The organism is Sphingopyxis sp., assembly GCF_965227415.1.
GTDB lineage: Bacteria > Pseudomonadota > Alphaproteobacteria > Sphingomonadales > Sphingomonadaceae > Sphingopyxis.
The window spans coordinates 3,879,553-3,902,606 of the sequence record NZ_OZ245749.1 but is presented as its reverse complement, the minus strand read 5'-3'; the positions used below and the strand labels follow the sequence as shown (position 1 = coordinate 3,902,606).

The 23,054-nt window shown below is 64.8% G+C and carries 23 protein-coding genes and 1 tRNA gene; 8 read left to right on the top strand and 16 right to left on the bottom strand.

Annotated features, from left to right (window positions below):
* The first annotated feature begins 43 nt into the window (after positions 1 to 43).
* The 6 genes from ACO055_RS18995 (at position 44) to pal (ending at position 4,521) form a co-directional block, all read left to right on the top strand.
* Positions 44 to 508 (top strand): YbgC/FadM family acyl-CoA thioesterase, encoded by a 465-nt coding sequence (locus tag ACO055_RS18995; RefSeq protein WP_422060403.1) that lies wholly within the window; start codon positions 44 to 46, stop codon positions 506 to 508.
* Positions 502 to 1,200 carry a protein TolQ gene (gene tolQ, locus ACO055_RS18990; protein WP_422060402.1) on the top strand — a complete coding sequence of 233 codons (699 nt, stop codon included), beginning with the start codon at positions 502 to 504 and terminating at the stop codon, positions 1,198 to 1,200. Before ACO055_RS18995 ends, tolQ begins: the two co-directional genes overlap by 7 nt.
* Positions 1,200 to 1,706 carry a protein TolR gene (gene tolR / locus ACO055_RS18985; RefSeq protein ID WP_422060401.1) on the top strand — a complete coding sequence of 169 codons (507 nt, stop codon included), beginning with the start codon at positions 1,200 to 1,202 and terminating at the stop codon, positions 1,704 to 1,706. Before tolQ ends, tolR begins: the two co-directional genes overlap by 1 nt.
* A 9-nt stretch (positions 1,707 to 1,715) precedes the next feature.
* On the top strand, positions 1,716 to 2,534 hold the full coding sequence (locus tag ACO055_RS18980; RefSeq protein ID WP_422060400.1) for a hypothetical protein: 819 nt from the start codon (positions 1,716 to 1,718) through the stop codon (positions 2,532 to 2,534).
* Positions 2,535 to 2,538: 4 nt separating this feature from the next.
* A complete protein-coding gene (gene tolB, locus ACO055_RS18975) occupies positions 2,539 to 3,900 on the top strand; it encodes a Tol-Pal system beta propeller repeat protein TolB (protein ID WP_422060399.1) in 1,362 nt (453 codons plus the stop codon).
* Between the two features lie 105 nt (positions 3,901 to 4,005).
* Positions 4,006 to 4,521, top strand: a complete 516-nt coding sequence (gene pal / locus ACO055_RS18970) for a peptidoglycan-associated lipoprotein Pal (protein WP_422060398.1) — start codon at positions 4,006 to 4,008, stop codon at positions 4,519 to 4,521.
* Between the two features lie 36 nt (positions 4,522 to 4,557).
* Here the strand turns inward: pal and ACO055_RS18965 are convergent, their stop codons facing one another.
* The 15 genes from ACO055_RS18965 to ACO055_RS18895 all read right to left on the bottom strand — a co-directional run bounded on the left by ACO055_RS18965 (position 4,558) and on the right by ACO055_RS18895 (position 21,049).
* Positions 4,558 to 5,325, bottom strand: a complete 768-nt coding sequence (locus tag ACO055_RS18965; RefSeq protein WP_422060397.1) for a prepilin peptidase — start codon at positions 5,323 to 5,325, stop codon at positions 4,558 to 4,560.
* Position 5,326: 1 nt separating this feature from the next.
* Complete coding sequence (gspN, locus tag ACO055_RS18960; protein ID WP_422060396.1) at positions 5,327 to 6,043, bottom strand: type II secretion system protein N; 717 nt, start codon at positions 6,041 to 6,043, stop codon at positions 5,327 to 5,329.
* Complete coding sequence (gene gspM, locus ACO055_RS18955) at positions 6,040 to 6,522, bottom strand: type II secretion system protein GspM (protein ID WP_422060395.1); 483 nt, start codon at positions 6,520 to 6,522, stop codon at positions 6,040 to 6,042. The genes gspN and gspM overlap by 4 nt, the downstream gene beginning before the upstream one ends.
* A complete protein-coding gene (gspL, locus tag ACO055_RS18950) occupies positions 6,519 to 7,664 on the bottom strand; it encodes a type II secretion system protein GspL (protein WP_422060394.1) in 1,146 nt (381 codons plus the stop codon). Before gspL ends, gspM begins: the two co-directional genes overlap by 4 nt.
* Position 7,665: 1 nt before the next feature.
* Positions 7,666 to 8,673: a type II secretion system minor pseudopilin GspK gene (gene gspK / locus ACO055_RS18945; RefSeq protein ID WP_422060393.1), complete on the bottom strand. Its 1,008-nt coding sequence runs from the start codon at positions 8,671 to 8,673 to the stop codon at positions 7,666 to 7,668.
* Complete coding sequence (gene gspJ / locus ACO055_RS18940; protein WP_422060392.1) at positions 8,670 to 9,278, bottom strand: type II secretion system minor pseudopilin GspJ; 609 nt, start codon at positions 9,276 to 9,278, stop codon at positions 8,670 to 8,672. The genes gspK and gspJ overlap by 4 nt, the downstream gene beginning before the upstream one ends.
* Positions 9,275 to 9,637 carry a type II secretion system minor pseudopilin GspI gene (gene gspI / locus ACO055_RS18935; protein ID WP_422060391.1) on the bottom strand — a complete coding sequence of 121 codons (363 nt, stop codon included), beginning with the start codon at positions 9,635 to 9,637 and terminating at the stop codon, positions 9,275 to 9,277. Before gspI ends, gspJ begins: the two co-directional genes overlap by 4 nt.
* Positions 9,627 to 10,106, bottom strand: a complete 480-nt coding sequence (locus ACO055_RS18930; RefSeq protein WP_422060390.1) for a GspH/FimT family pseudopilin — start codon at positions 10,104 to 10,106, stop codon at positions 9,627 to 9,629. The genes gspI and ACO055_RS18930 overlap by 11 nt, the downstream gene beginning before the upstream one ends.
* Positions 10,081 to 10,584, bottom strand: a complete 504-nt coding sequence (gene gspG, locus ACO055_RS18925) for a type II secretion system major pseudopilin GspG (protein ID WP_422060389.1) — start codon at positions 10,582 to 10,584, stop codon at positions 10,081 to 10,083. Before gspG ends, ACO055_RS18930 begins: the two co-directional genes overlap by 26 nt.
* A 4-nt stretch (positions 10,585 to 10,588) precedes the next feature.
* A complete protein-coding gene (gspF, locus tag ACO055_RS18920; RefSeq protein ID WP_422060388.1) occupies positions 10,589 to 11,806 on the bottom strand; it encodes a type II secretion system inner membrane protein GspF in 1,218 nt (405 codons plus the stop codon).
* Complete coding sequence (locus ACO055_RS18915) at positions 11,799 to 13,292, bottom strand: GspE/PulE family protein (RefSeq protein ID WP_422060387.1); 1,494 nt, start codon at positions 13,290 to 13,292, stop codon at positions 11,799 to 11,801. Before ACO055_RS18915 ends, gspF begins: the two co-directional genes overlap by 8 nt.
* The gene (gene gspD, locus ACO055_RS18910) at positions 13,289 to 15,502 is read right to left on the bottom strand and encodes a type II secretion system secretin GspD (RefSeq protein WP_422060386.1); all 2,214 of its coding nucleotides are present in this window, start codon (positions 15,500 to 15,502) and stop codon (positions 13,289 to 13,291) included. Before gspD ends, ACO055_RS18915 begins: the two co-directional genes overlap by 4 nt.
* A gap of 5 nt (positions 15,503 to 15,507) precedes the next feature.
* The gene (locus ACO055_RS18905; RefSeq protein WP_422060385.1) at positions 15,508 to 16,389 is read right to left on the bottom strand and encodes a type II secretion system protein N; all 882 of its coding nucleotides are present in this window, start codon (positions 16,387 to 16,389) and stop codon (positions 15,508 to 15,510) included.
* A 174-nt stretch (positions 16,390 to 16,563) separates the two neighbouring features.
* Positions 16,564 to 19,326: a TonB-dependent receptor domain-containing protein gene (locus ACO055_RS18900; protein WP_422060384.1), complete on the bottom strand. Its 2,763-nt coding sequence runs from the start codon at positions 19,324 to 19,326 to the stop codon at positions 16,564 to 16,566.
* Positions 19,327 to 19,423: 97 nt separating this feature from the next.
* Positions 19,424 to 21,049, bottom strand: coding sequence for a hypothetical protein (locus ACO055_RS18895; RefSeq protein WP_422060383.1), 1,626 nt, complete (start codon positions 21,047 to 21,049; stop codon positions 19,424 to 19,426).
* A 304-nt stretch (positions 21,050 to 21,353) separates the two neighbouring features.
* On the opposite strand from ACO055_RS18895, the gene ACO055_RS18890 reads away from it, so the two are divergent.
* Positions 21,354 to 21,440: transfer RNA gene (locus ACO055_RS18890), tRNA-Leu, on the top strand.
* Between the two features lie 64 nt (positions 21,441 to 21,504).
* On the opposite strand, the gene ACO055_RS18885 is transcribed toward ACO055_RS18890, so the two are convergent.
* The gene (locus ACO055_RS18885; protein WP_422060382.1) at positions 21,505 to 21,738 is read right to left on the bottom strand and encodes a hypothetical protein; all 234 of its coding nucleotides are present in this window, start codon (positions 21,736 to 21,738) and stop codon (positions 21,505 to 21,507) included.
* A 376-nt stretch (positions 21,739 to 22,114) separates the two neighbouring features.
* On the opposite strand from ACO055_RS18885, the gene ACO055_RS18880 reads away from it, so the two are divergent.
* Positions 22,115 to 22,849 carry a PEPxxWA-CTERM sorting domain-containing protein gene (locus tag ACO055_RS18880; protein ID WP_422060381.1) on the top strand — a complete coding sequence of 245 codons (735 nt, stop codon included), beginning with the start codon at positions 22,115 to 22,117 and terminating at the stop codon, positions 22,847 to 22,849.
* Positions 22,850 to 23,054 lie beyond the last annotated feature (205 nt).

Genomic DNA, 23,054 nt, shown 5'->3' with positions numbered 1-23,054 from the left:
GAGGGGTTTGCGACGAGTCGTTGCGTCGCTATCGGTCTTGGGGATGGCCGATGTTCCCCCACCCTTCATCCCCGGCGCCTTCGTCGGGGCTGCGCACCATTATCGGGCGCGCGTGTATTTCGAGGACACCGACCTGTCGGGCATCGTCTATCACGCCAATTACCTGCGCTATATGGAGCGCGCGCGCTCCGACATGCTGCGCCTCGCCGGCATCGACCAGCGCACGGCGATGGAGAGCGGCGAAGGCGCGTGGGCCGTCACCGATCTGACCATCAAATATCGTAGCCCCGCCAAGCTCGACGACGACATCCTTGTCGTCAGCAGTGTCGAGGCGGTCCGCGGTGCGAGCGTGATCATCGCGCAGCGCATCCTTCGTGGCGCTGACACGTTGACGGACGGGCGCGTCACAGCGGCCTTCCTGTCGCCCGAAGGCCGACCGCGGCGTCAACCAGCTGGCTGGGCCGATCGCTTTACCGCCATCATGAATGGAGAGACTATCCCTTGCTAGACAATATCAAGCTGGCCGCCGATGCGGCAACGCTGTCCCCCGTCGCGCTGTTCCTGCAGGCCGATATCATCGTGAAAGCGGTAATGATCGGACTTTTGCTTGCATCCATCTATGTCTGGACGGTGATCATCACGCACGGTCGCAGCGTCGGCATGATGATGCGCGCGTCGGATCAGTTCGAGCGCGATTTCTGGCGCGCGGAAAATATCGACAAATTCTATGACAAGAACAGTGGCGAGGAACTGCCGAGCGCGAAAGTGCTCGCGGCGGGGATCGGCGAGTGGCGCCGGTCGACCAAAGGCAAGACGGTCGACCGCGACGGCACCCGCGAACGCCTGGGCATCGCGATGAACGCCGCGGTCGAGGGCGAAGTCGACCGGCTCGCCGACAAGATAGGTACCCTCGCGACAATCGGCGCAGTCGCGCCCTTCGTCGGCCTCTTCGGCACCGTCTGGGGTATCATGCGCAGCTTCACCGCGATCGCGGCGGAAAATAACAGCAGCCTCGCGGTCGTCGCGCCGGGCATCGCGGAAGCGCTGTTCGCGACCGCGATCGGCCTGTTCGCCGCCATCCCGGCGGTCATCGCCTACAACGCCTTTTCGCAGCGCCTCAACCGCCTCGAATCACGGCTCGGTCGCTTCGCCGACGGGCTGCACGCGACGTTCAGCCGCGAACTCGAGGTCGACGCCTGATGGCGATGTCCGGCCCCTCTGGCGGTGCAGGCCGAAGGCGCGGGCGCGGCGGACGTCGCGCGCCGATGGCCGACATCAACGTCACCCCGCTCGTCGACGTCATGCTGGTATTGCTGATCATCTTCATGATCACCGCGCCGCTGCTCGCATCGGCAGTGCCGATCGACCTGCCCGAAAGCCGTGCGAAGCCGGTGGAGACCGAGGAGCAGGAGCCGGTGCAACTGTCGATCAGCGCCGACGACACCCTCTACCTTGGCGATCAGGTCGTCCCCGAGGCCGAGCTTCCCGCCCGCCTCGATGCGATCGCGCGCGAGAACGAGGGCAAGGACAAGCCGCGCCAGATCATGCTGCGCGCCGACAAGGGCCTCGATTATGGGCGCGTGATGCGGATCATGGGCGAACTCAACCGTGCCGGCCTGACGCGTATCGCGCTCGTCACCACCGGAGCCGAAGGGGAAGCGCCTGCCGAAGCCGCGGTCACCGACGGTTCAGATACCGGCCAATAGGGTCGGCGGATGGTTGCAACAACGGCACCAGGGGGGAAGCAGAACATCGGCATCGCCATAGCGGTGCTGCTGCATATTCTCGTGATCGGCCTGCTCTCGGTACAATGGACCGCCGGCGACCGGCGTTTCGACAATCCGCCGATGGAGGTCGATCTGGTCGCAGAGACGGCGGCGCAATCGAGTGCCCCCGTGATCAGCGAGACGCCGCCCGCGGCGCGGCTGGGCGAAGAGTATTCCGAAGATATCGCTGTCGCGCAGCAGGTGCCCGCGCCGCCGCTGCCCGAACCGGTGGTTCGGCCAACGCCAGCGCCTTCGCCCAAACAGGTCGCGCGTCCCGTGGTGACACCCAAGAAAACGCCGCCAGCAGCGGCGAAGGCGACACCGAAGGCTACGCCCAAAGCCACGCCGAGGAAAACAACCACCGGCCCGACCGGCCGCCTCGACGGGATCGTCGACGGCCTCGCCAAAACGCCGCCAAAGGCAGCACCCGGAAAGGGTGTGCCAGCGGCAGCGACAGCCGCAGAGGTCAAACGATCGATCGACGTCAGCATCAAGGCAAAGGTTGGGCCACGCTGGAATGGTTGTCGCGTCACTGGCGTCGATGTCGACCAGCTCAAGACCGTCGTCAAATTCCGCCTGACCCAGTCGGGTGCGCTTGCCGGCTTCACCAGCGTGGCCACGAGCGGCGAGAATGACAGCAACCGCTTCCAGGTCCAGCGGCACCAGGAATGTGCGAAACGCGCCATCGAACTCGCCGCGCCCTTCGATCTGCCCGAAGAGAATTTCAGCTTCTGGCAGAATTACACGCTCGATTTCATCAAAAGGTAGACAGATGACCCTGCGCCCCATCGCCCTTTCGCTCGCGCTTGCACTGACCGCCGTCCCGGCGTTCGCGCAGACCTCGCCGCCCGTCGTGCCGGCGCCAACCGAACCGCGCGAGACGATCGAAGGCACGTTGTCGCAAGACCGCACCGTCATCGCCGTGCCCGCGTTCGCGACGCCTGCCGTCACCAATGTCGCTGGCCTGCGCACCGATGCGCTCGGCCGCCAGATCGCCGAAGTGATCGCCGCGGACCTTGAGCGCAGCGGGCTCTACGCGCCGCTCGGCCCCGGCAGCGTCCGCGCGATCAGCATGGCAGAGGTGCGCGCGCCGCGTTTCCCTGACTGGCAGGCAAAGAATGCGGAGAATGTCGTGCACGGCTTCGTCCAGGCCAGCGGGACCGGCGGGCTGGTCGTCGGCTGTTACCTGTACGACACCGATCTTGGCAGCGAGCTGGTGCGGCAGGGTTTCGAAATTCAGCCCGGCGACTGGCGCCGCGCTGCGCATAAATGCGCCGACGCGATCTATGCGCGCCTGTCGGGTGAATCGCCCTTCTTTGACAGCCGGGTCGCCTATATCGCCGAGAGCGGCCCGAAGGGGAACCGCATCAAGCGACTCGCGATCATGGACAGCGATGGCGGCAACCACCGCTTCATCACCAATGGTCAGGCGCTGGCGATCAGCCCGCGTTTCTCACCCGACTATAAAAAGATCGTCTATGTCAGCTATCTGAACAACCGCGTCCGCGTGTTCATCTATGACGTCACCAATGGCAGCCAGAAGCTGGTGACCGAAAGCGCCAACGCGACCTTCGCGCCGCGCTGGTCGCCCGACGGGCGCCAGATTCTCTATTCGATGGCGATTGGCGGCAACACCGACATCTATCGCATCTCGGCCGATGGCGGCACGGCGGTGCGGCTGACGAGCACGCCTGGCATCGACGTCGGCGGCAGCTTCTCACCCGACGGCAAGAAGATCGTGTTCGAAAGCGACCGATCGGGGGGGCAGCAAATCTATACGATGAACATCGACGGATCGAACCAGCAGCGGATCAGCTTTGGCGGCGGACGCTATGCCACCCCCGAATGGTCGCCGCGCGGCGACCTGATCGCCTTCACCAAGATGGGCGGCGGCGAATTCCGGATCGGCGTCATGACGCCATCGGGCGGCGGCGCGCGCCTGCTGACGAACAGCTGGCAGGACGAAGCGCCGACCTGGTCGCCGAACGGCCGCGTCATCCAGTTCTTCCGCACCTCGCCGGGCAAGGAAGGCAAATCGCAGCTGTGGCAGGTCGACTTGACCGGCGTGAACCTGCGCCGCCTGCCCACGCCGCAGGACGGATCGGACCCGAGCTGGGGCCCGATCCTGCCCTGACGAGACTCGGAACCAAAGGAAAACCGCGGGGTTCAACAGTTGCGTTCAAACAGGGTTCATCCCGCCCCGACACGATGAAGACGCAACAACAAGAGGACAGAAACCATGACGATACGCAAAACAACCGCGATGATCGCGGCGATCACCATGCTGACTGTTGGCGCCTGTGCGAAAAAGGCTCCTGACACGCTTCCGCCGGCGCCCGACGGCACCGGCACGACCGACACCGGAGCCGGGACGGGTGCGGGCGTCGTTCCCGGGTCGCAGGAGGACTTCGTCGCGACCGTCTCTTCGGATCGCATCTTCTTCGATCTCGACCAGTATAATGTCGACGCGCAGGACCAGACGACGCTGCAGAGCCAGGCGCAATGGCTGGCGCGCTACCCCGCCGTGCGCGTCACGCTGGAAGGTCATGCCGATGAACGCGGCACGCGCGATTACAACATCGCGCTCGGCGAACGCCGCGCCAATGCGGCGAAGAACTATCTCGCTTCGCTGGGCGTCGATTCGAACCGGATCCAGGTCATCAGCTATGGCAAGGAGCGCCCTGCGGCGCTCGGCTCTACCGAGGAAGCCTGGGCACAGAATCGCCGCGCGGTGACGGTCGTTATCGGGAACTGAACGCCTTTTTCTGACTGACGTCAGAGCTTGGCGGGTTTAGCCAGCCAAGCGGGGCCAAATCGGAACCGCGGCCCAAGCCGAGGCGCAGACAAACAAACCGAAGGGGACCCGTCGCTGGGCAAGCGGCCGGTCCCCTTTTCTTTGTGCGACAAGCGCCCAGGCAATTCCGCCCAGGCTTGCGAGGAGGAGCATCAGCGGCAGCGCTTGCCATCCGAGCCAGGCCCCGGTCGCCGCGACGAGTTTCGGGTCGCCGCCGCCCATCCCCTCACTGCCGCGCAGGCGGCGGTAAGCCCAGGCGACCGCAGCAAGGATCAAGCCGCCGGCGAGAGCGCCAATCCAGCGATCGAGAAGCGATGTCGCGAGCATCGGGCCCGCCAGCAACAGGCCAGTGATCGCGAGGATCGCGTTGAGCCTGTCAGGCAACCAGAAATGTCGCGCATCCAGCAGGGCAAGCGGCAGCAATAGCCAGCCGAAGAGCGCCCAGAGCCAGCCCGCGGTGCCGGGCATGATCGCCAGTGCGGCGGTGCCGATCAGCGCCGCGCCAAGTTCGACCCACGAATGAAAAGGATCGATCCGTGCGCTGCACGACCGGCATCTCCCGCGCGCCGACAGGGCCGAAAGCAATGGCACCAGTTCCCAAGGCCTGAGCGATCGCCCGCAGCCGTCGCATTGCGACCGGCCCACCACCGATCGCCCCGCAGGCCATCGCAGCGCCAACGTCGCGATGAAGCTGCCGAGAACGAGGCCGATTACTGCCGCGAGAAATACGCCCGTGCCGACTGGCAAGGCGTCGAGGACAGGCACGTCAGAAACGGCCGGAGGTCGCCAGCACGAACCCGCTCGATCCCGGCTTGAATCCGAGGACCGCGAGCGCGGCCGCCATCGTCGGGTCGCGATCGACGTTGATCGCGAACTGCGCGCGATAGGCGCCCGCACCGTCGAACGACAGCGTCAGCTTCTCCATCCCCGACTGGCTGGCAAGCGCCGCCTGCGCGCGCTCGTTGACACAGCTCAGCGGTCCCGAAAGCCCTTGCGACAGATCGAGTCCCGCGATCGGCGCCGCAACCGACAGCTGGATGCGCCCGCGGGCCTCGACGCACTTTCCGCTTTCGTCGAAGCGTACCGTCGCACCCTCGAAACGGATGGTGTCGGCGGGGATGAGGCCGAGCCCGCCCGCGAGCGAAGTCGAGCCGTTGACGTCGGACATGCCGCGCGGATTGCTGCCGTAAAGCCGCCCCGCCAGCGCACCAAGACGCTGATCGGCGCGTTCGAAGCTCAACTCGGTAGTCCCGCCGAGCAGCGCGAGCGGCGAAAGGCTGGCGCGCACGGTGCCGAGCGGCAGCGCGCCGAGGCGCGCGTCGACGAGCGTTCCCGACCAGACCGACCCGCCAATTTCGCGCGCCGATACGCCAGCGTCCTCCGCGCCTGACAGCGAGAGCGCGAGGCGCATCGGAAAGGTCGCGATGATCAACAATAGCGCAAGCAGCGCCGCCGCGACGATCCAGCGTTGACGCGCGTTCATTGACTGCCCTTCCGAAGCTCGGCCGTCATGCCGACCGTGCCGTCGGCGGCCGGCGTAATCGTCAGCTGGTCGACGACGAAACCCTGCGCTTCGAGCCCGGCAATCCAGTCGGTCAGCACCGGCGCTTTCGCCGTCGCGACCGCGATCGTTGCCTGCCGGTCGCCACGCGCTTCGTTGCGGTCGAGCGTCAGCCCGATCTCGCCCGCCGACTGCGCAAGAAACTGGTCGATCGCAACCGCGTCGACCGGCGCGGCAACCGATTTGGCCGGGCGCTGGGCAAACAATTGGACCTTGGCGGCGACGCGGCCCTCGCGCTCGATCGCGGCGCGATGCCGGTTCTCAAGATCGAGAAAGGTCGCCACCGCAGGCCGTCCGAGCGACCAGCCGAGCACCGCGACCGCAAGCACTCCCGCAACGCCGACAAGCCAGCGCTCCCGCGTCGACAGGCCATCCCACCAACTTTTTACCGCGTCCATCATGGCACCGCCCGGATCGTCACATTGGCCATTTGCTGGCCGTCAATGCCTGCCATCGGCTGCGCCGTGATGCGATAGCCGCGCGCCTGCAGCGCGAGCAGCACCTTGTTGATGTCATCGACCCGCGGCCCGGCAAGCGTCGTCGTCAGCGTACCGTCGGTGCGATGTGTCAGCGTCTTCAGCGACACGCCGGGCGCGTCGCGCATTGCATCGTACAGCGCCGACGCCGGGACCGAGAAAGCGAGCGGGCCGCCGCCTGCCGCCGCCAGACGGCGATCGAGTTCGGCTTCGGCCGCTTCGGCATCCACGGCCGCGATGCCGCTCTTCTTTGCTATTGCAACAGCCGCTGCGTCGGCGCGGCTTGTATCGGACGTCAACCGGATGGCGTAGACGATCGGGATCAGCAGGCTGACGACGACGAGCGCGATCACCAGACGCTTCGCAAGCCGCACCAGCGCCGGATCGATCGACCATCCGCGCTTCGGTTTCCATGCGCCGCTAAGCAGATCGAGCGGCGGCGCAGCGAGTGACAGCAGCAGCGCATCGCGCATCTGTTCGGCATCGAGTGGTGCGATATTACGATCGCCCGCGATCAGGGGGTCGAGTTCCGGGTCGGACAGGAACGCGCGGTCTGCGGTGCGCACAATCGCTTCGCCGCCAACGTCGGCGGTCCAGAGCATGTCGGGTTCGGGCGGCGGTACCGTCGCGGCGGACGGGATGATCGAAGCTGCGGACAGGCCGCGAGCACTCAGCCAGTCGGCCCACGCCGTCATGGCGCTATGCGTCGTCACCGCCACGGGAACCGCCTGTCCCGTTTCCGCCGGCTGTCCCGCAACAATGTGCAGGGCAGCAGCCTCGCCGAGGGCGTCCCGGAGTGCATCGATCCGTGCCGCGGCCGCCGCTTGCGCCGGCGCAGCGTCGGGATAATGGTGCCAGCGCAGCGGAACATCGGCCGCGGGCGCCAGCGCGATCATCCGGTCATCGCCTTCATCATCGTGCGGCTTTTCCCAGGCATCGACCCACCCGTCGTCCTGTCCGGAATCGACGATTACGCCATCGTCGACGCGCAGCCAGGCTGGGCGGATCGCATCCTCCCGCGAAAGCGCTGCCAGCGGTGGCAACCAGAGAACAAGGGTGCGAGCCATGTCAGTCGCTATCGCCCCAATCGCGGCGGACGATCGTGGGCGCGGCCTGACCAGCGCTGGCCGCACCGCCGTTCGCATCGATGAGCGATCTTGCCGTCAAAACCCCGTCCCCCATCGTTACATTCGTCGTCAGCGCAAGCCAGCGGCTGTTCACCCCGGCCTGTTCGGCAATATCCTGCGGCGGGTCGAGCCCCTCGAACGCTCGCCCCTCCCAGAATCGCACGCTGCTGCCATAGCCGCCCGCAGGCCGCGCGGCTAGCGCTGCCCGCGCGTCGGCAATCGTGATTTTCCCCGGCATCAGCATCGCGATCAGCGGCGCCTGTTCGGGCGTCAGCGTGTTGATATTGAGCCGTACCGGCACGGCGACCGGAAGCACGCAGATCCAGGGCTTCAGCTGCGCGTAAATCTTTGGCGTCACGCCGCGCACCGCGCGCAGTTCGCTGATGTCCGCCATCTTGCGATTCGCCGCGAGGTAGCTCGCCTGCATGCCGCGATAGACATTATCCTCGGCGCCCAGCGGCCCGTCGTTGCTGTCGCTGTCGATCCAGTCAGCGGTCGCACCGGCAATCTGCTGCGCCTGCCCGTCGTTGATCCCGATCAGCTTCATCAGCGCAGCAAACTGGCCCGTCGCGCCCGATCTTGGGCTGAACGTGCCGGGAGTTACTTCGGCAACCAGACTGTTGAGATTGAAACAATTATTTGCGTCGGTCAGCCGTGCCCGCCCCTGCCCGCCCGGCAGCGGCAGGGTGAAATCGCGACCAAGCCAGCCGCCATCGAGCGTCAGCCGCGCCTTGTCGCGCGAGACGAGACTGGAAACGCGGCGAAGCGCGATCTGCTCGGCAGCGAACGTATAGGCGCGGCCCTGATCGACCGTCGCCGCGCTGCCCGCGATCCGCGTCGCGAGCATCAACCGGTCGAGCGCGGTCGCCGCGATCACCGCCATCACCGCGACGAGCAGCAACACGGTGAGCAGCGCCGCTCCGCTCTCTTCTCTGCCCTCGCGCTTCATGGCGGTGTCACTCCCGCGACCGGCGGAGGCAGGGTCGGTCCGGTCAGAAACAGCATCGTCAACGGTGCGCGGCCGCTGCGCGTCAATCGCACCTCGACCGCGCGCGGCAGCCGGTCGCCGGGATCGCTTGTCCAACTTTGTGCCCAGTTTCCCTGCGCGTCGCGATAACGCACTGCGGCGCCGGTCACGTCGCCGATCAGCCGGTCGCCCTGTCCCAGCGCCTTGCCGTCGAGCATCGGCTGCGTCGCGCGGCGCCATTCGCCTGCCGTGAGCGCGTAGCCCACACGCTCGACGCCGGGGCGCGGGCTGCCGTCGAGCGACGCCGCGCCGGCGTGAACGAACGCAAAGCCGGTCGAGGAGCCGATGAATGCAGGAACGGGTTCGCCGGCCTGCCCGCGCGTCGGGCGTTGCACCGCCTGCGCGAGGTCGTTCGCCATCACCGCGCGCACCCGGTTCACGCCGCTCATGCCCTTCAGCCGCACCTGCACCGCGTCCTGCGTATCGACGCTGCTGCGCAGCAGCGTGACGCCCATCGCGGCAATGACAGCAAAGATCGACAACGCGACGAGCATTTCGACGAGAGTGAAGCCGCGCTCGTCCCTCATCGCGAGGGCCTGATGATCGTGAGGGTCGCCTGCCCGCTGCCGCTCTCCGGACGGACGATCAGGTCGATCCGCAGCAGGCTGTCGTCGGCGGTCTTGGCGACGCGTTGCTCGATGCGCCAGTTGCGGCCGGCATTGGCGACGCTGCTCGCGCCGTTGCCGATGGTAGGCGGAGACGGGTCGGTCCAGAGTTCAACGGCGCGATTTTGCGCGACGATGCCAGCCATCGTACTTTCGTCGAGGTCGCCCGCCGTGCGCACCGCATAGGCATCGAGCCGCACCAGCGTCAGCGCCGCGATGCTGATGATGCTGAGCGCAACGAGCATCTCCAGCAAGGTGAACCCACGTTGGTTACTGGCCACGGCTGACCTCCCCGGTCGCCGAAACGCGGACGATTTCTTGCGCATCGCCGCCCGACAGCACGACGGCCTGCGGCGTCGGGCTGGTGCCGACACGGTCAAAGAGGACGCGCGCCGCTGCCTGCCCGTCGCCTGCGACAAAGCGGACGCCGCCCGGCCAGTTCCGCTGCGCGAAGGCACGACCGGGAAGCGGCTGCCACGCACCCCCGATACGGCGTTCGAACCCATAGCCCGACGGAGCCAGATTGACCGAGACGCTGCGCCCCTCGATCACCGCGACATCGCGCGCAGCGGCGAGGCGCGCGGCAAGCCGGTCAGCTTCGCTGCGCACGGTGGGCTCTTCGCCGGGGATGGTCAGCGCGACAATGGTCGCCGCCAACGCCATGATCGCAAGCACGACCATCAGTTCGACGAGCGTGAAACCATTGCCTCGTGGCGAAGGCGGTTCAGCCTTCTGCGTGAATATCCGCATTATCGTCGGTCCCGCCCGGTGCGCCGTCGGCGCCCATCGACCAGACATCGAACGCCTTTCCGTCGGCAGCGGGCGCCTGATAATTATAGGGGCGACCCCAGGGATCCTGCGGCAGCTTCTTGATATAGCCGCCGCGGCGATAGCGCTCGGGCTGCGCCAGTGCCGGCGGCGCCGTGACCAGCGCGTTCAAACCATCGGTCGACGCCGGATAGGTCAGATTGTCGAGGCGATATTGTTCGAGCGCGCTTTCCAGCGTCGCGATGTCGGTCTTCGCCTTTGTCACCAGCGCCTTGTCCTGCGCCGGCAGAACATTGATCATCACGACGGTCGCGAGCAGACCGATGATGAAGATCACGACCATCAGCTCGGTGAGGGTAAATCCGCGCTCGTCACGCTTGCGACGAGGCGCTGCGGGACGCGCCTGATTGGAAAAGGAGGGATCGAGCATCAGGCGGAGGAAAAGCTTCATGAGCGACATATTATTATAGACCTGCAAGGTTCTGCAACTGGAGGATCGGAAGCAGGATGGAAAGAATGATGAGCGCGACGCACGATCCCATGACGACAATGATGACAGGTTCGAGGAGCGCCATGGACGCGGCCGTAAAGCGGTCGAATTCGCGTTCGAGATAGTCGGCCGCGCGTTCGAGCATCTGCTCCAGACGCCCGGCGCTCTCGCCGCTCGCCGTCATATAGACGAGCAAGGGCGGAAAGACTCCGGCGTCGCGGAGCGCCGCCGACAGACTGCCGCCCGCGCGCACCTGATCGACAATGCCCGCCGTTGCGGCGGCGAGCGCGCTGTTACGGATCGTTGGCACCGTAAGCCGCAGCCCCTCGACCAGCGGCAGGCGGCTCGACACCATGGTCGAGAGCGTGCGCGCAAACCGTGCGGCGTAAAGGTCGCGCAGCAACCGGCCAAAAAGCGGCAGGCGGAGCAGGCGTGCATCGACCGAAGCCTTGAACGCCGGACGACGCATCGCCGTTACCCAGCCAAAGATTGCGGCGGCGATCAGCAATGCCACAAGCCACCACCAGTTCGCGGCGAAGCTCGATATCGCGATCACCGCGCGTGTCAGGAAAGGCAGTTGCTGCCCGACATCGTTGAATTGCTCGACGACGCGCGGGACGACGAAGATCATCAGCGCGGTGACGACGCCCATCGCCACGATCGCGAGCACGATCGGATAGGCCAGCGCCGCGATCAGCTTGCCGCGCACCTCTGCCTGGCGCTCGAGCAGGTCGGCGAGCCGCGCCAGGATGACGGTCAGGCTGCCCGTGGTTTCGCCCGCCGCGACCATGGCGCGATAGAGCGGCGGGAAGCTCGCCGGCTGGCGCGCCATCGCATCGGCGAGGCGTCGGCCTTCGAGCAGGCCGGCGTGAATGTCGCCGATCACCGCTCGCGCGCTTTCGGCTTCGCTTTGGCGCGTGAGCGTTCGGAGCGCTTCCTCGAGCGGCGCGACCTCGGCAAGCGTCGCGAGTTGGCGCGTGAACAATGCCAGTTCCTGGCGGCCCAGCTTGTCGCGGCGAAACGCCAACAGCGAACGACCGCTTGCCGGCTTGGTCCCTGCCTCCTCGACCGCGACGATATGGAATTTGCGGCGGACCAGATCCGCGCGCGCAGCATCGTCGTTCGCGGCGGTCAGCCGTCCCTTGCGCTCGCGGCCGTGCGGATCGATCGCCACATAGCGATAATCAGGCATCGACATCCTCGCGCCGCGCGATGCGGATGGCTTCTTCGGGGGTCGTCAGCCCCTTGGCGACCATAGACCGCGCCGCCGAAGCGAGCGTCGGCGTTTTCAGGAAGGCGTGTTTCGAGATCATCGATTCGTCGCCGCCGGCATAGATGTAACGGCGAACGGTCTCGTCGACCTTGATTGCCTCGAACACCCCGATGCGGCCCTTGAAACCCGTATTGCCGCACTGATCGCAGCCCTTCGCGCGCCATACTACGGTACCGATGTCGAGCCCGAGCACCGCCGCGACATTGTTGTCGGCCTGCACCGGTTCGCGGCAATTGTCGCAGAGCTTGCGAACAAGGCGCTGCGCGATCACCGCACGCAGCGTCGAAGCCAGCAGGAAGGGCTCGACCTTCAGGTCCTTGAGGCGGGTGATCGCACCGACGGCATCGTTGGTATGAACGGTCGAGAGCACGAGGTGCCCGGTCAGCGACGCCTGCACCGCAATGTCGGCGGTCTCGCGGTCGCGGATTTCGCCGACCATCACGACGTCGGGGTCCTGCCGCAAGATGGCGCGAAGTCCCGCCGCAAAGTCCAGCCCGACCTTGCTGTTCACTTGCGTCTGGCCGATGCCATCGACGGCATATTCGACCGGATCCTCGACCGTCAGAATATTGCGCTGGCCATCGTTGAGCTGTTTGAGCGCGGCATAGAGCGACGTCGTCTTGCCCGAACCGGTGGGTCCCGTGACGAGGATGATACCGTTCGGCTCCGCAAGCGCTTCGCGGAGAATGCGGTCGGCCTCTCCGACCAGCCCGAGGACGTCGAAATCGATCCCGGCTGTCTCCTTGTCGAGGATACGCATCACCACGCGCTCTCCCGCCCTGCTCGGGAGGGTCGAGACGCGAACGTCGACGGCCTTGCCCGCGAGCGTCAGCCCGATGCGCCCATCCTGCGGAACGCGGCGTTCGGCAATGTCGAGGCGCGCCATCACCTTGATGCGGCTGACGATGACCGGAGCAACGTGGGGCGGCATGCGCAGATGTTCGCGTAATACGCCATCGGTACGCATCCGCACGACGAGCCCGCTTTCATAAGGCTCGATATGAATATCGCTGACGCCCTGCCGCACCGCTTCGGCGATGATCGCATTGATCAGACGGATCGCGGGCGCGTCGTCGGCGCTGTCGAGCAGATCTTCCGCGCTCGGCAAGCTGAAATCGATGTCGTTGCCGTCGAGCGACCCCGCCATCGCCGCCGCCGAGCTGTCGACGGCATAATGGTCGGACAGCAGCCGGTCGAAATCGCCGACATTCGCAGTTGCAACGCGGATCGACTGCGCAAGGTGCCGCTTTACCTCGATCAGCACCGCCGGGTCGCTGCCTTCGCGCAGCGTCGCGAGCCATCGCCCTTCGCCGTCGGGCGCAATCACGACGCCATGCGCTCGCGCAAAGCCATAGGGGATATCAACCGGCGCCGGGGGAGGCGCCGCCGGTTCGATGTCTGTCACGGATACTCTCCGGGCGGGGGTGCGGGCGCCTGCGATACCGACGGCGGCACGTCGGTGCTCACCACCTTGCCGTCCGGACCGCGCAGCTCGGGCAGATTGACCGGACCGATGGTGACATCGGCGGCCGTCGGCGCGACCGGAATGGGCGGAACGGCGCCCATATAGTCGCGCACCAGCGTATCGATTGCGGGTTCTTCGTCGGGATTCCGCTTCAGCTGGAAGTCGCGGATATAGCCGTACCGACGCGCCGTGAGCGCGGCATTATCCTCGCGGTTGCGCAGGATCGTCGGGCGGATGAAGACCATCAGATTTGTCTTCGACCGCGATCGGCTGCGCGACTTGAACAGTTCGCCGATCAGCGGAATATCGCTGAGCAGCGGGATGCGCTCGATCGTCTTGCGCTCGTCGTCGTTGAGCAGGCCGCCGATCGCAAAAATCTCGCCATCGTCGACGGTCAGCACCGTTTCGAACGAGCGTTTGTTGATGATCAGGTCGCTGTTGCGCGACGACACGGGTCCCGCAACGCTCGAGACCTCCTGGCGCAGAAACAGCTTCACCTCGCCCGCGCCATTGACCTGCGGCGTGACCTCCAGCTTGATACCGACCTCTTCGCGCTGGACAGTGCGGAACGCATTGTCGAAATTGTCGCTCAGCGCTTCGCCCGTCGTGATGGGCACTTCCTGACCCACCAGGAATTTCGCCGCCTGATTGTCGAGCGTGACGATATGCGGCGTCGCGAGCAGGTTCGACGTCGTGTCCGATTTCACCGCATTGATGATCGCGCCGAAAATGGTGTTCTTGCCGATATCGCCCGCGAAGCCGGCAAAGCCGCCGGTTGCCGTCAGCAGCGACGCCGCAGCCGCTTCCTGAAGGGTGCTGCCGAGCGCGCTCGACGTTTGCGTCACGACCGTGGTGCCATCGACCGTGGTCTTGTCCTCGGTCAATTTGGTCGCAGCATAGGCGCCGCCGAGCGTGAAGATGTTCGGCTGCGCGTTGCTGTAGTTGGTCGCAACGAACGGGATATTCTTGCCGCCGAGGAGGAACTGGACGCCCAGGCGTTTCGCGGCATCGTCGCCGATCTCGACGACGATCGCCTCGACGAGCACCTGTTCGCGGCGGCTGTCGAGCTGGCGGATCAGCTCGCCAAGCATCCGCTGCACTTCGCTGTTGGCGGCGACGATGATCGCGTTGGCGCCTTCGTAGCGGGTGACGATCGCGGGGCCGCGCGTGGCGATGCTGCCGCCCGAGCCGCTGACCGACGTCGGGGTCGTCGTCGTTGCGGCCGCCGGTGCCGCTGCGCCGCCGTTACCCGAGGATGACGAAGAGGACGACGTCGCGGGCGAAAGGCCGGCTTTCTGCACCGGGTCGCTGCCCCCGCCTACGAGCTGCTGCAAGGTCGGGAGCAAGGTTTCGGCGTTGGCGTGTTCCAGCCAATAGACCCGAAGCTCGGTTCCCCCCGCTGCTTTCGCATCAAGGTCGTTCGCCATCGCGACAAAGCGCGCGACAAGCGCCTGATCGCCGCGGAGCGCAATCGCATTGCTGCTGTCGATAGGAACGATGGCAAGCGGCGACTTCGCGCCCTCACCCGCCGCCGGAACGAGCGCCGTGAGCGCCGCGGCGATTTCGCGCGCACCGGCGTTTTTCAGCGTCACGATCTGGCTGGTCGACGTGTCACGGTCGATGCTCGATGCGAGCGACCGAATTCGCCGGATATTGTCCGCGAAGTCGGCGACGATCAGGCTGTTCGCATTGCGGTTCGCAGTCAGCGAGCCCTGCGCGCTGACGAGCGGACGCAATGTTTCGACCGCCGCAACGGCATCGATATGTTTCAGCCGGATGATTTCGGTTACGAACTGGTTCTGCGCGGCACGGTCGCTTCCGATCCGGCCCGGTTGCGATGCTGCGCCGTCGATCGGCTGAATGCGATAGGCGCCGTTCGGTCCCGGTATCGCGACGAGGCCGTTCGACCGGAGCGTCGACAGAAAGATTTCGAAATATTCACTGCGCGACAGCGGCCGGTCGGTGACGACCGACACCTTGCCGTTGACGCGCCCGTCGATCACGAAAGTGCGCCCGGTAATCCGCGCCGCATCCTGAATGAAGGCGCGGATGTCAGCGTCGCGGACGTTCAGCGTATATTGCGCGAACGCTGGCCCCGGGGTGGCGGAAACAAGCGCGGCGGCGAGCATCAAAGACAGTTTGAGACGCATAGAACCTATTGCTTCGAGAGGATGAGGGCGATGGGTACGACGTTCGCGCCGCGTTCGACCTCGATCGAGAGGCGCGCGCCGGGCGTAAGCTGGTTGGCAAGCGCGGCGGCATCGCTTGCGGAACCGATCGGGCGCCCGTTGACCGAATGAACGACGTCGCCGGGCCGCAGACCCGCAGCGCGGAAAACCGAACCGTCGCCCTGCGGCTGAACGACCAGACCGGTAATCTTGCCATTCTCGGCCCGCGGCGTGAAGCCGACGCCGGCCTTCACCGCGTCGGGCGTCAATTCGCCGCCTGCCGGTGCGCCAGCGGCGGGCGCCGACCCGACTTCGGGTGTGGGCGCGGGCAACGGCGCAACGGTGCCACTGTCGGCGCCGCCGCTTTGATCGATAAACAGGGTTTCGCGGGTGCCGCCGCGATCGAGTATCACATGGTCGAAGGCGACGCCCACCAGCCGCAGGCCCGGCGCGATCTCGTCGCCCACGGCATAGCTGTTCTGGATACCGTCCTCGGCCGCGATGATCGCCGAGCCGCCGCCCGTTGCTTCGTTGATATTGATCCCGAACAGCGACAGCCCCGCCGACGTCACCGTAGCGGTCGCCGGCCCCTGCGCTGTACCACGAAAGAAAGGATCGATGCTGGTGAACAGCGCGCGCCGCTCGGCCAGCGAAGCGATCACTGCGGTTTGCGGCTGCCACGCGCCGAGCGGCGAGAGCGGGACGATCAACGTCCAGAGCAGGCTCACGCTCTGCCAGACGAGCGCGGCGCCAAGCAGGCCGACGAGCAGCAGCGGCGCAACGTCGCGCGGCGTCCGTTTGCCGACACGCAGCCACGACGGCAGCGCGCGCGGCGACCGAACGGCCGATCCGGACATCAGCGTCACCATGAAATCGTCCCTGCCCCCCAACTGAAAAAATGGTCTCGCGAATCGCCTAGGGGCGATAGGTGACAATCAGTTGACGATAAGATTACAGTTTTTTGGCAGTCGGGCGAGTCTGCAGGCAACGACTGGTCGCAGTCGCCATCCCGGCCGGAACCGGGATGGCGTGCAAGGGACCTCTTAGAACTTCAGCGACGCGCCCAGCGAGAAGGTCGTGCCGGGCTTGTACAGGTTGTAATAGATGATGTTATCGCCGCTCTGCTGCATTTCCTTGTACTTCGTGCCCAGGATGTTCCGCGCCTCGAACTTGATTTCGAGCTCTTTGCCGAAGATCGGGAAGCCCTGACGCGCGACGAAGTCGAGCTGGATTCCGGGCTTTTCAAAGATGTCGGGCTGGCCCGACGGGCCGCGCCGCGTGATGCGGTCCGACGCATAGGAGATCAGGATCGTCTGCTGCGACAGCTTTTCGGTATCCTCGAGGCCGAACTCGACGTTGGCCAGATGGTCCGACTGGCCGGTCAGCGGCGCGCCGTCGCGGAAGAACTGGCTGGCCAGCGTCGCACCCGTGAACGGGAACGCCTGGACCGGATCGTCCGCGGCAACCTTCAGCTTCGATTTGGAATAGGTGTAGTTGCCGATGAACACCGCGCGCCGGTTGGCGAAGAAGCCGTCGCCCCAGCCGCTGAGGTCGAAATGCTTCTGAACCTCGAACTCGACGCCATAAAGCGACGCTTCGGGCGCGTTGGCGAAGCGGGTCGTGACCGTGTTGCCGTCAAAACTGGCATAGGTTTCGATCGGATTCTTGATACGCTTCCAAAAGCCGCCGATCGAGAGGCGCTGTTCCGGCGCGAAATACCATTCGAAGCGGCCTTCGGCATTATACAGCTGGCTGTCGACGAGCTGCGGATTGCCCTGGAAACTGCGGTTGGTGTCCGGATCATAATAGGACTGGAACACCAGCTCGCGAAACTGCGGGCGCGCGATCGTCTTCGACGCGCTGAGGCGGACCTGCATCTGCGGCTGGACTTCATAGGTCAGCGTCGCCGCCGGAAGCAGATAGCTGCGATCGAGGTTGGTTGCCGGCGGCAGCGTCGGGCTGACGGCATAGACCTGGACTGCGTTGACCCGCTGCACTGCCGTTTCGTAGCGCGCGCCGATGTTGAGGTTGAGCCCGTCGAGCAGATCGGCCTGTAGCTGGAAATAGCCCGCATGGTTGCGCAGGATTGCCCGGAAAGTCGGGTTCGAGCCGGTGCTGTCGACCAGCGAAATGCCGGTCGGACTCGGGTTGGCCGGGCAGTTGGGATTGACCGGCGGGCTCAGCGGCGGGAAACAGATCACCGTCTGCGAGAGCAGCAGGTCAGGACGCAACAACGAAACGCCAAGCGGAATATTGTTGTTGCCCTGGAACAGGAAGTCGCGGCGTTCGGTGACGCGGGCGGTATCGCTGAACGCATAGCCATAGACCGCCTTCACCGTCGGCGTGATCTCATAGGTGAAGTCGATGCCGGCCGAATAGAGATTCTCGTTGAGATCCGAGAAGGCAATCGTCGCACTGCCCGGACGCTGGCCGGTGTTCAGCGTGTTTGTATAGAATTGGCCGTAGGGATCGGTCGGGCTGTTCGAGCGGCTGTAGAGAAAGCTCAGCTCGAACGGCGCCTCGCGCTGCGAGTTCGCATAGCCGGCGCGAATCTCGACATTGAGGTCGTCGAACGGCTGGAATTCGCCAACGAACTGCGTGTTGAACAGCTGGCGCGCGAACCAGGCCGTGTCCTGATACATGAAGCTGACGCCGGGGTTCGCGTCCGAACTCAACGGACGGTCCTCTGCACCAAGGCGCGCCTGCTTGATCGTGTCGCGGATATAGAGCGTGGTCCAGCGGACCTTGTTCTCGCCAAATTCCGCGCTGAGGCCGACAAGGCCGTTCACGACGACGCGATTGTCCGTGATCACGCGGTTGATGTCGGTGTTCAGCGATGACAGATCGAGCGCATTAGCGGTCTGCTGCGTCACGTCACGCGTGCGCCACTTGCTGGTGTAACCGGCCGTCGCGATCAGGCCGATTTCGGTGCCGCCAAGCGTCCATGACTTGCCGCCGGTGATGTTGGCGCCCCAGTTGACGGGCATATTGTCGTTGCGCTGGACGATCGCGTTGCGCGCCGTCACGAACTGGCCGGCGATCGCTTGCTGGTTCACGGTCGGGTCGTTGATGCGCAGGCCCGAGGCGCGCCACGCCTTGTACGCGGGCGGCAGGTTGCGTTCGCCGTCGCCGAAGCCGGTCCAGTCGCTGCTCGAACCATAATAGGTGTAGCCGAGCTGACCGGTCGTTTCCGAATTGCCGCCGATGCTCGCACCGATCGTGAGGAACGGATCGCGCGGGACCGCCTTGGTCGTCAGGTTGATGACACCGCCGCCGAATTCGCCAGGGAAGTTCGCCGAATAGCTTTTCTGCACCAACGACGAGGCGATGATACCGCTGGGGAAAATGTCGAGCGGGACGACACGCTTGAGCGGTTCGGGGCTCGGCAGCGGCGAGCCGTTGAGGAGCGCGAGCGAATAGCGGTCGCCAAGGCCGCGGACATAGACGAAGCCATTGCCGACGACGCTGAGGCCGGTGACGCGGCCGAGCGCGCCTGCGATATTGCCTTCGCCCGTTCGCGCGATGTCGGCGGCGCCGAGGACCGAGACGACCTGCGGCGCGGTGCGCTCGACATTGGCGTTGCGGCGGCCGGTCACGACGATCTCGCCGCCCGGGATCGAAACGTCGAGCTCTTCCTCGGCGGGCGCGGCGTCGGCGGCCGTGTCGGCGGGGGCTTCGGCCGCAGGATCGGTTGCCGGCGGCGCGGGGGTTTCCGCAGCGGGATCGGATTGCGCCATCGCCGTGGCAGGCGCAACAAGCGCGGTCGAAATCAACAACATGCTGATGAGCCGGATCGGCTTAGACATGACGGTCACCCCTTAGGATCCTGAAAATCCTGAAAAACTCAAAACATATGCGAGAGGGAGCGGCTGGCACCGCTCCCTCTCCATTGAAGCCAATGCCTCAGGTCGTCGGCAGCGAGGTGCAGAGACCCGAATTGGTGGTGCCGAAGTTGGCGGTCCCGCTGTTGCAGGTCCAACCCTGGAACCAGGTGTCGGTCGCATCCTTGACCGCTCCGATGTACGTCGTGCTGTCGAAGAAGCCGGCGCGCGTCAGTTCGATGCCGTTGAACGTCTGGGCATTCAGCGTCGACACGTTGAACGGAGTGACCGCGGTCTCGGTCGCGCCGTTGATGTAGAGGCTGGTCAGCGTCGGCGTGTAGGCATCGCTGTTGCCGTTCGTACCCGAGCCGAAGATCGTCTGGACATCGGTTGCCGAAGGGCCGTTGCTGCCGATATATTTGGTCCCTGCGCACTGCATCAGGACCGAACGGAAGATCGGCGCGCCGAATTCGTCGACGGCGGCATTCTGCGTGCCCGAAGCAGTCTGTGCGCGGCTGATACGCAGGCACGGGTTGTTCGGGCTTACGACGACCGAGTTGTAGATCGCATAGTCGGTGCCGCCGCGCAGCAGGATCGATGCCTGGTCGGACGAGGTGTTCTGCGAATTCTGATAGAAGACGAAGTTCGCAACGCGTGTGTTCTGGCGCGGATTGTCGGCGTCGAGCGCATCGTCCGAGTCCGCTTCGATCAACGCATCACCCACATTCGGGCGCTGCACGACGATGCCGTACTGGAAGTTCGCCTTCGTCCCCACGTCGGTGTCGAGATTGTCGTCCTCGGCGCCGACCGCGATGAAATGCTTCAGATGGGCGTGGCCGCCAAAGATCTCGATCGCGTCGTCCGAGCTGTTGTACGACATGATGTGGTCGAGTTGCGTGCCCGAACCGACGCCCTGCAGCGTCAGCGACTGAAGCTCGCTGTTGCCCGACAGGATGTAGCCCGAGAAGCGGATCTGGACATAGCTCATCCGGCCGCTGCTTTCGGTGTTGTTTGCACCGCCGTATAGCGCCGGATCGACCGAACCTTCGGTCTGGCGTTCGCAGGCGGTGGTGCCGGGAGCCGCGGTGCCGCTGGCGCAGTTGGTGATCTGGCTGCGGCCGCTCAGGACGACGCCGCCCCACTGGCCCGACGAGTTTTCGGTGTTCAGCCCCTGAACATTGTCACGGCTGGTGAAGACGATCGGACGGGTCGGCGTACCGACGGCCTGGATCGAATTGCCGCGATTGACGTTGAGCCACGACGGGCCCGATTCGCCATACAGAATGACGCCCGGTTCGATCGTCAGCACGACGCTGGTCGTGCCGGTGGTCGTCGGACCCTGGTCGGTGCCGACATCGACGCGACCGTTCATGCGATAGACCAGGCCAGCGATCTTCGGCAGCGTGACATTGCCGGTGATCCGTGACGGCAGAGTGCAGACGCGGAAGCTTCCGACCGACGCGTTGGTGATCGTTCCGCTGTCGGTCAGGCTACCGGCAGCGATCGTGGGACAGCCGGCCGCCGGCGTCACCGACGGAGGCGTCGGGGTCGGCGTGGGAGTCGGCGTCGGCGTGGGGGTGGGCGTCGGATTGATGATGATCGTGCCGCCTTCGCCGGGCGACGCGATGTCGTCGGCACCGCAGGCGGCGAGAGTGGAACAGGCCACGCTGGTAAGCATGATCAAACGAACGCGTGCAAAGGCCGCCATGAAAGTCTCCGTTCCCGGTGTGCGCAGGTTGGGCGCAATGAAAAACCACCGGCAAACGAAAGAGGAATCGTTACTTCGCCCCCGGTGACGCCGCCACTAGGGTGATTCGATGACGGTCTGACGCCAGAGCGATGACAGTAAGGTGACTCTTTTGAGTCGATTTGGTGACACCGGCCCAAGCCGCGGAACCGCGCCTTCGCACCTGCGGAAAATAAAAGCCGCGAAGCTCGCTTGCATCGCCCGGAAAGCTTTGCTAGGCGCCCGCTCCTACCTGGTACCGGACCCGTCCGGACCATCATGATGTGCGGTCGTGGCGGAACTGGTAGACGCGCAACGTTGAGGTCGTTGTGGCCGAAAGGCCGTGGAAGTTCGAGTCTTCTCGACCGCACCATACAGTCCGGTAGGACACTAATAATCAGCAGGATAAATTGGCTGCGCCGCAAAGGCGCGCCTTTCTACGCCACTTGCGCGCCGCCGATCTGAGCGAGCAGCCAGACACCCTCAGTTTCGCTGTTGTCACCAGGCCAAAAAAAGCCTGGTCTCGGCCGGGCAATTTCCTGGCTGCAGTCGGCAGTAGGCGAGAAGCCGAGCGCCCTACGCTGTTCCTGCCAGAGCATCGGCAGATCGTTCGCCGGTAGCAACTTCGCAGTCAGCGTCGCCGGCTGCCGACCTTCGATGATGGCTGTCACGATGTCCGGTGCCAGGCAGGACAGCGCAACCAATTTGCCAAGCCGGGTACGGCATCGACCTTAGTGTGCTGCGATAGCAGCGACCGATGGCTCACGGGACGCGGTTCGATGCTCGGCTTGCGAGTTTAATATTAATAAGATAGTAACAAAAAGTTACAGCAGTCTCTTAAGTGAGAGTCGGAGCGAGATGGGGCGCTCTATACCGCCGGGGAGGTCGCCTCCGGCATATCGATCGCCCCCGGACCATGCGTCTCGCAGACCTTCCCTAAGTAGGCTGGCCTGTATGAGGGGGAAATCGGGAGGGGCGCTCAATTCGAGAGCAAGGCCGCATACCGTCTCCCTCACTTGGACCTGTGGGTATTTGGGAGTGAGCCTTATGCGACCGTTTCTAGCCAAGATTGCAGCGACCGTTTTCCTCTTTTCAGCGATTACGGGCACCGCCGAAGCCAGGCGAACTGTGATTGATCGCAGCGATCCAGACAATCCAACAGCCATGGAGTTGAACGGCTACTGCGACCTCGACGCATTGGATTGTTCTCCCGTCGCGCTCGGCTATTCTGTGGACTTCGGACAGGGGCCGCTCAACCAAGTCATCGTCTATGGAAACGCTCTTCTGTCCTTTGGCACCGACAAGGTCCCGCTGGATGATGTCAGCTCGCTGGCACAATATGGGGGGACGGTCGTCTCGCCCGGATTGAATAATGACCTGGGTTTTGATGATTTTGGTAATGATGCCTATTCGCTGTTCGGCAGCGTGACGGTGGATTCGTTGACTGGCGTCATCACGGCACTCTTTCAAGATTGCTACACCCCTCAGACCTGTTTCATCTCCAACAGCTCTTTGATCCTGACGCCAACAGAGGGTGGATTTCAGGTTCTTGCAGTAAATCCTCGATCGGCCTTGTCGGGATATGCGCTGCCCGATGGCACAGTGAACGAACAAATCTCGCGCAGCCGTTCATTCTTCATACCGGCCAAGTTTTCGGGATTGAGCCTTCAAAACGGTGTGCCGGAGCCCGACACTTGGGCAATGATGTTGATGGGCTTTGCCGCCATGGGCTTTGCGATGCGTCGTCGTTCCGCGCCGCGCTTGAGCCGCGCCAGTAGCTGACCGGGCGCTGCCGAGGATAAAAGGGCTGTTGCGTCGGGTCCTTGGAACCACGTCATCTTGAAGCCAGCGTAAGGCCGAGAATTGCGCGATGATTTGTTGGGTGTGGGAAGACCTGATCCCCCTTGCCGCAATATGTCCGAATTTTTCGGCACTCGGTCATGATGTCGGCTGCTCGATACTGCGCTGTCGGCGAATCGATGGTTTC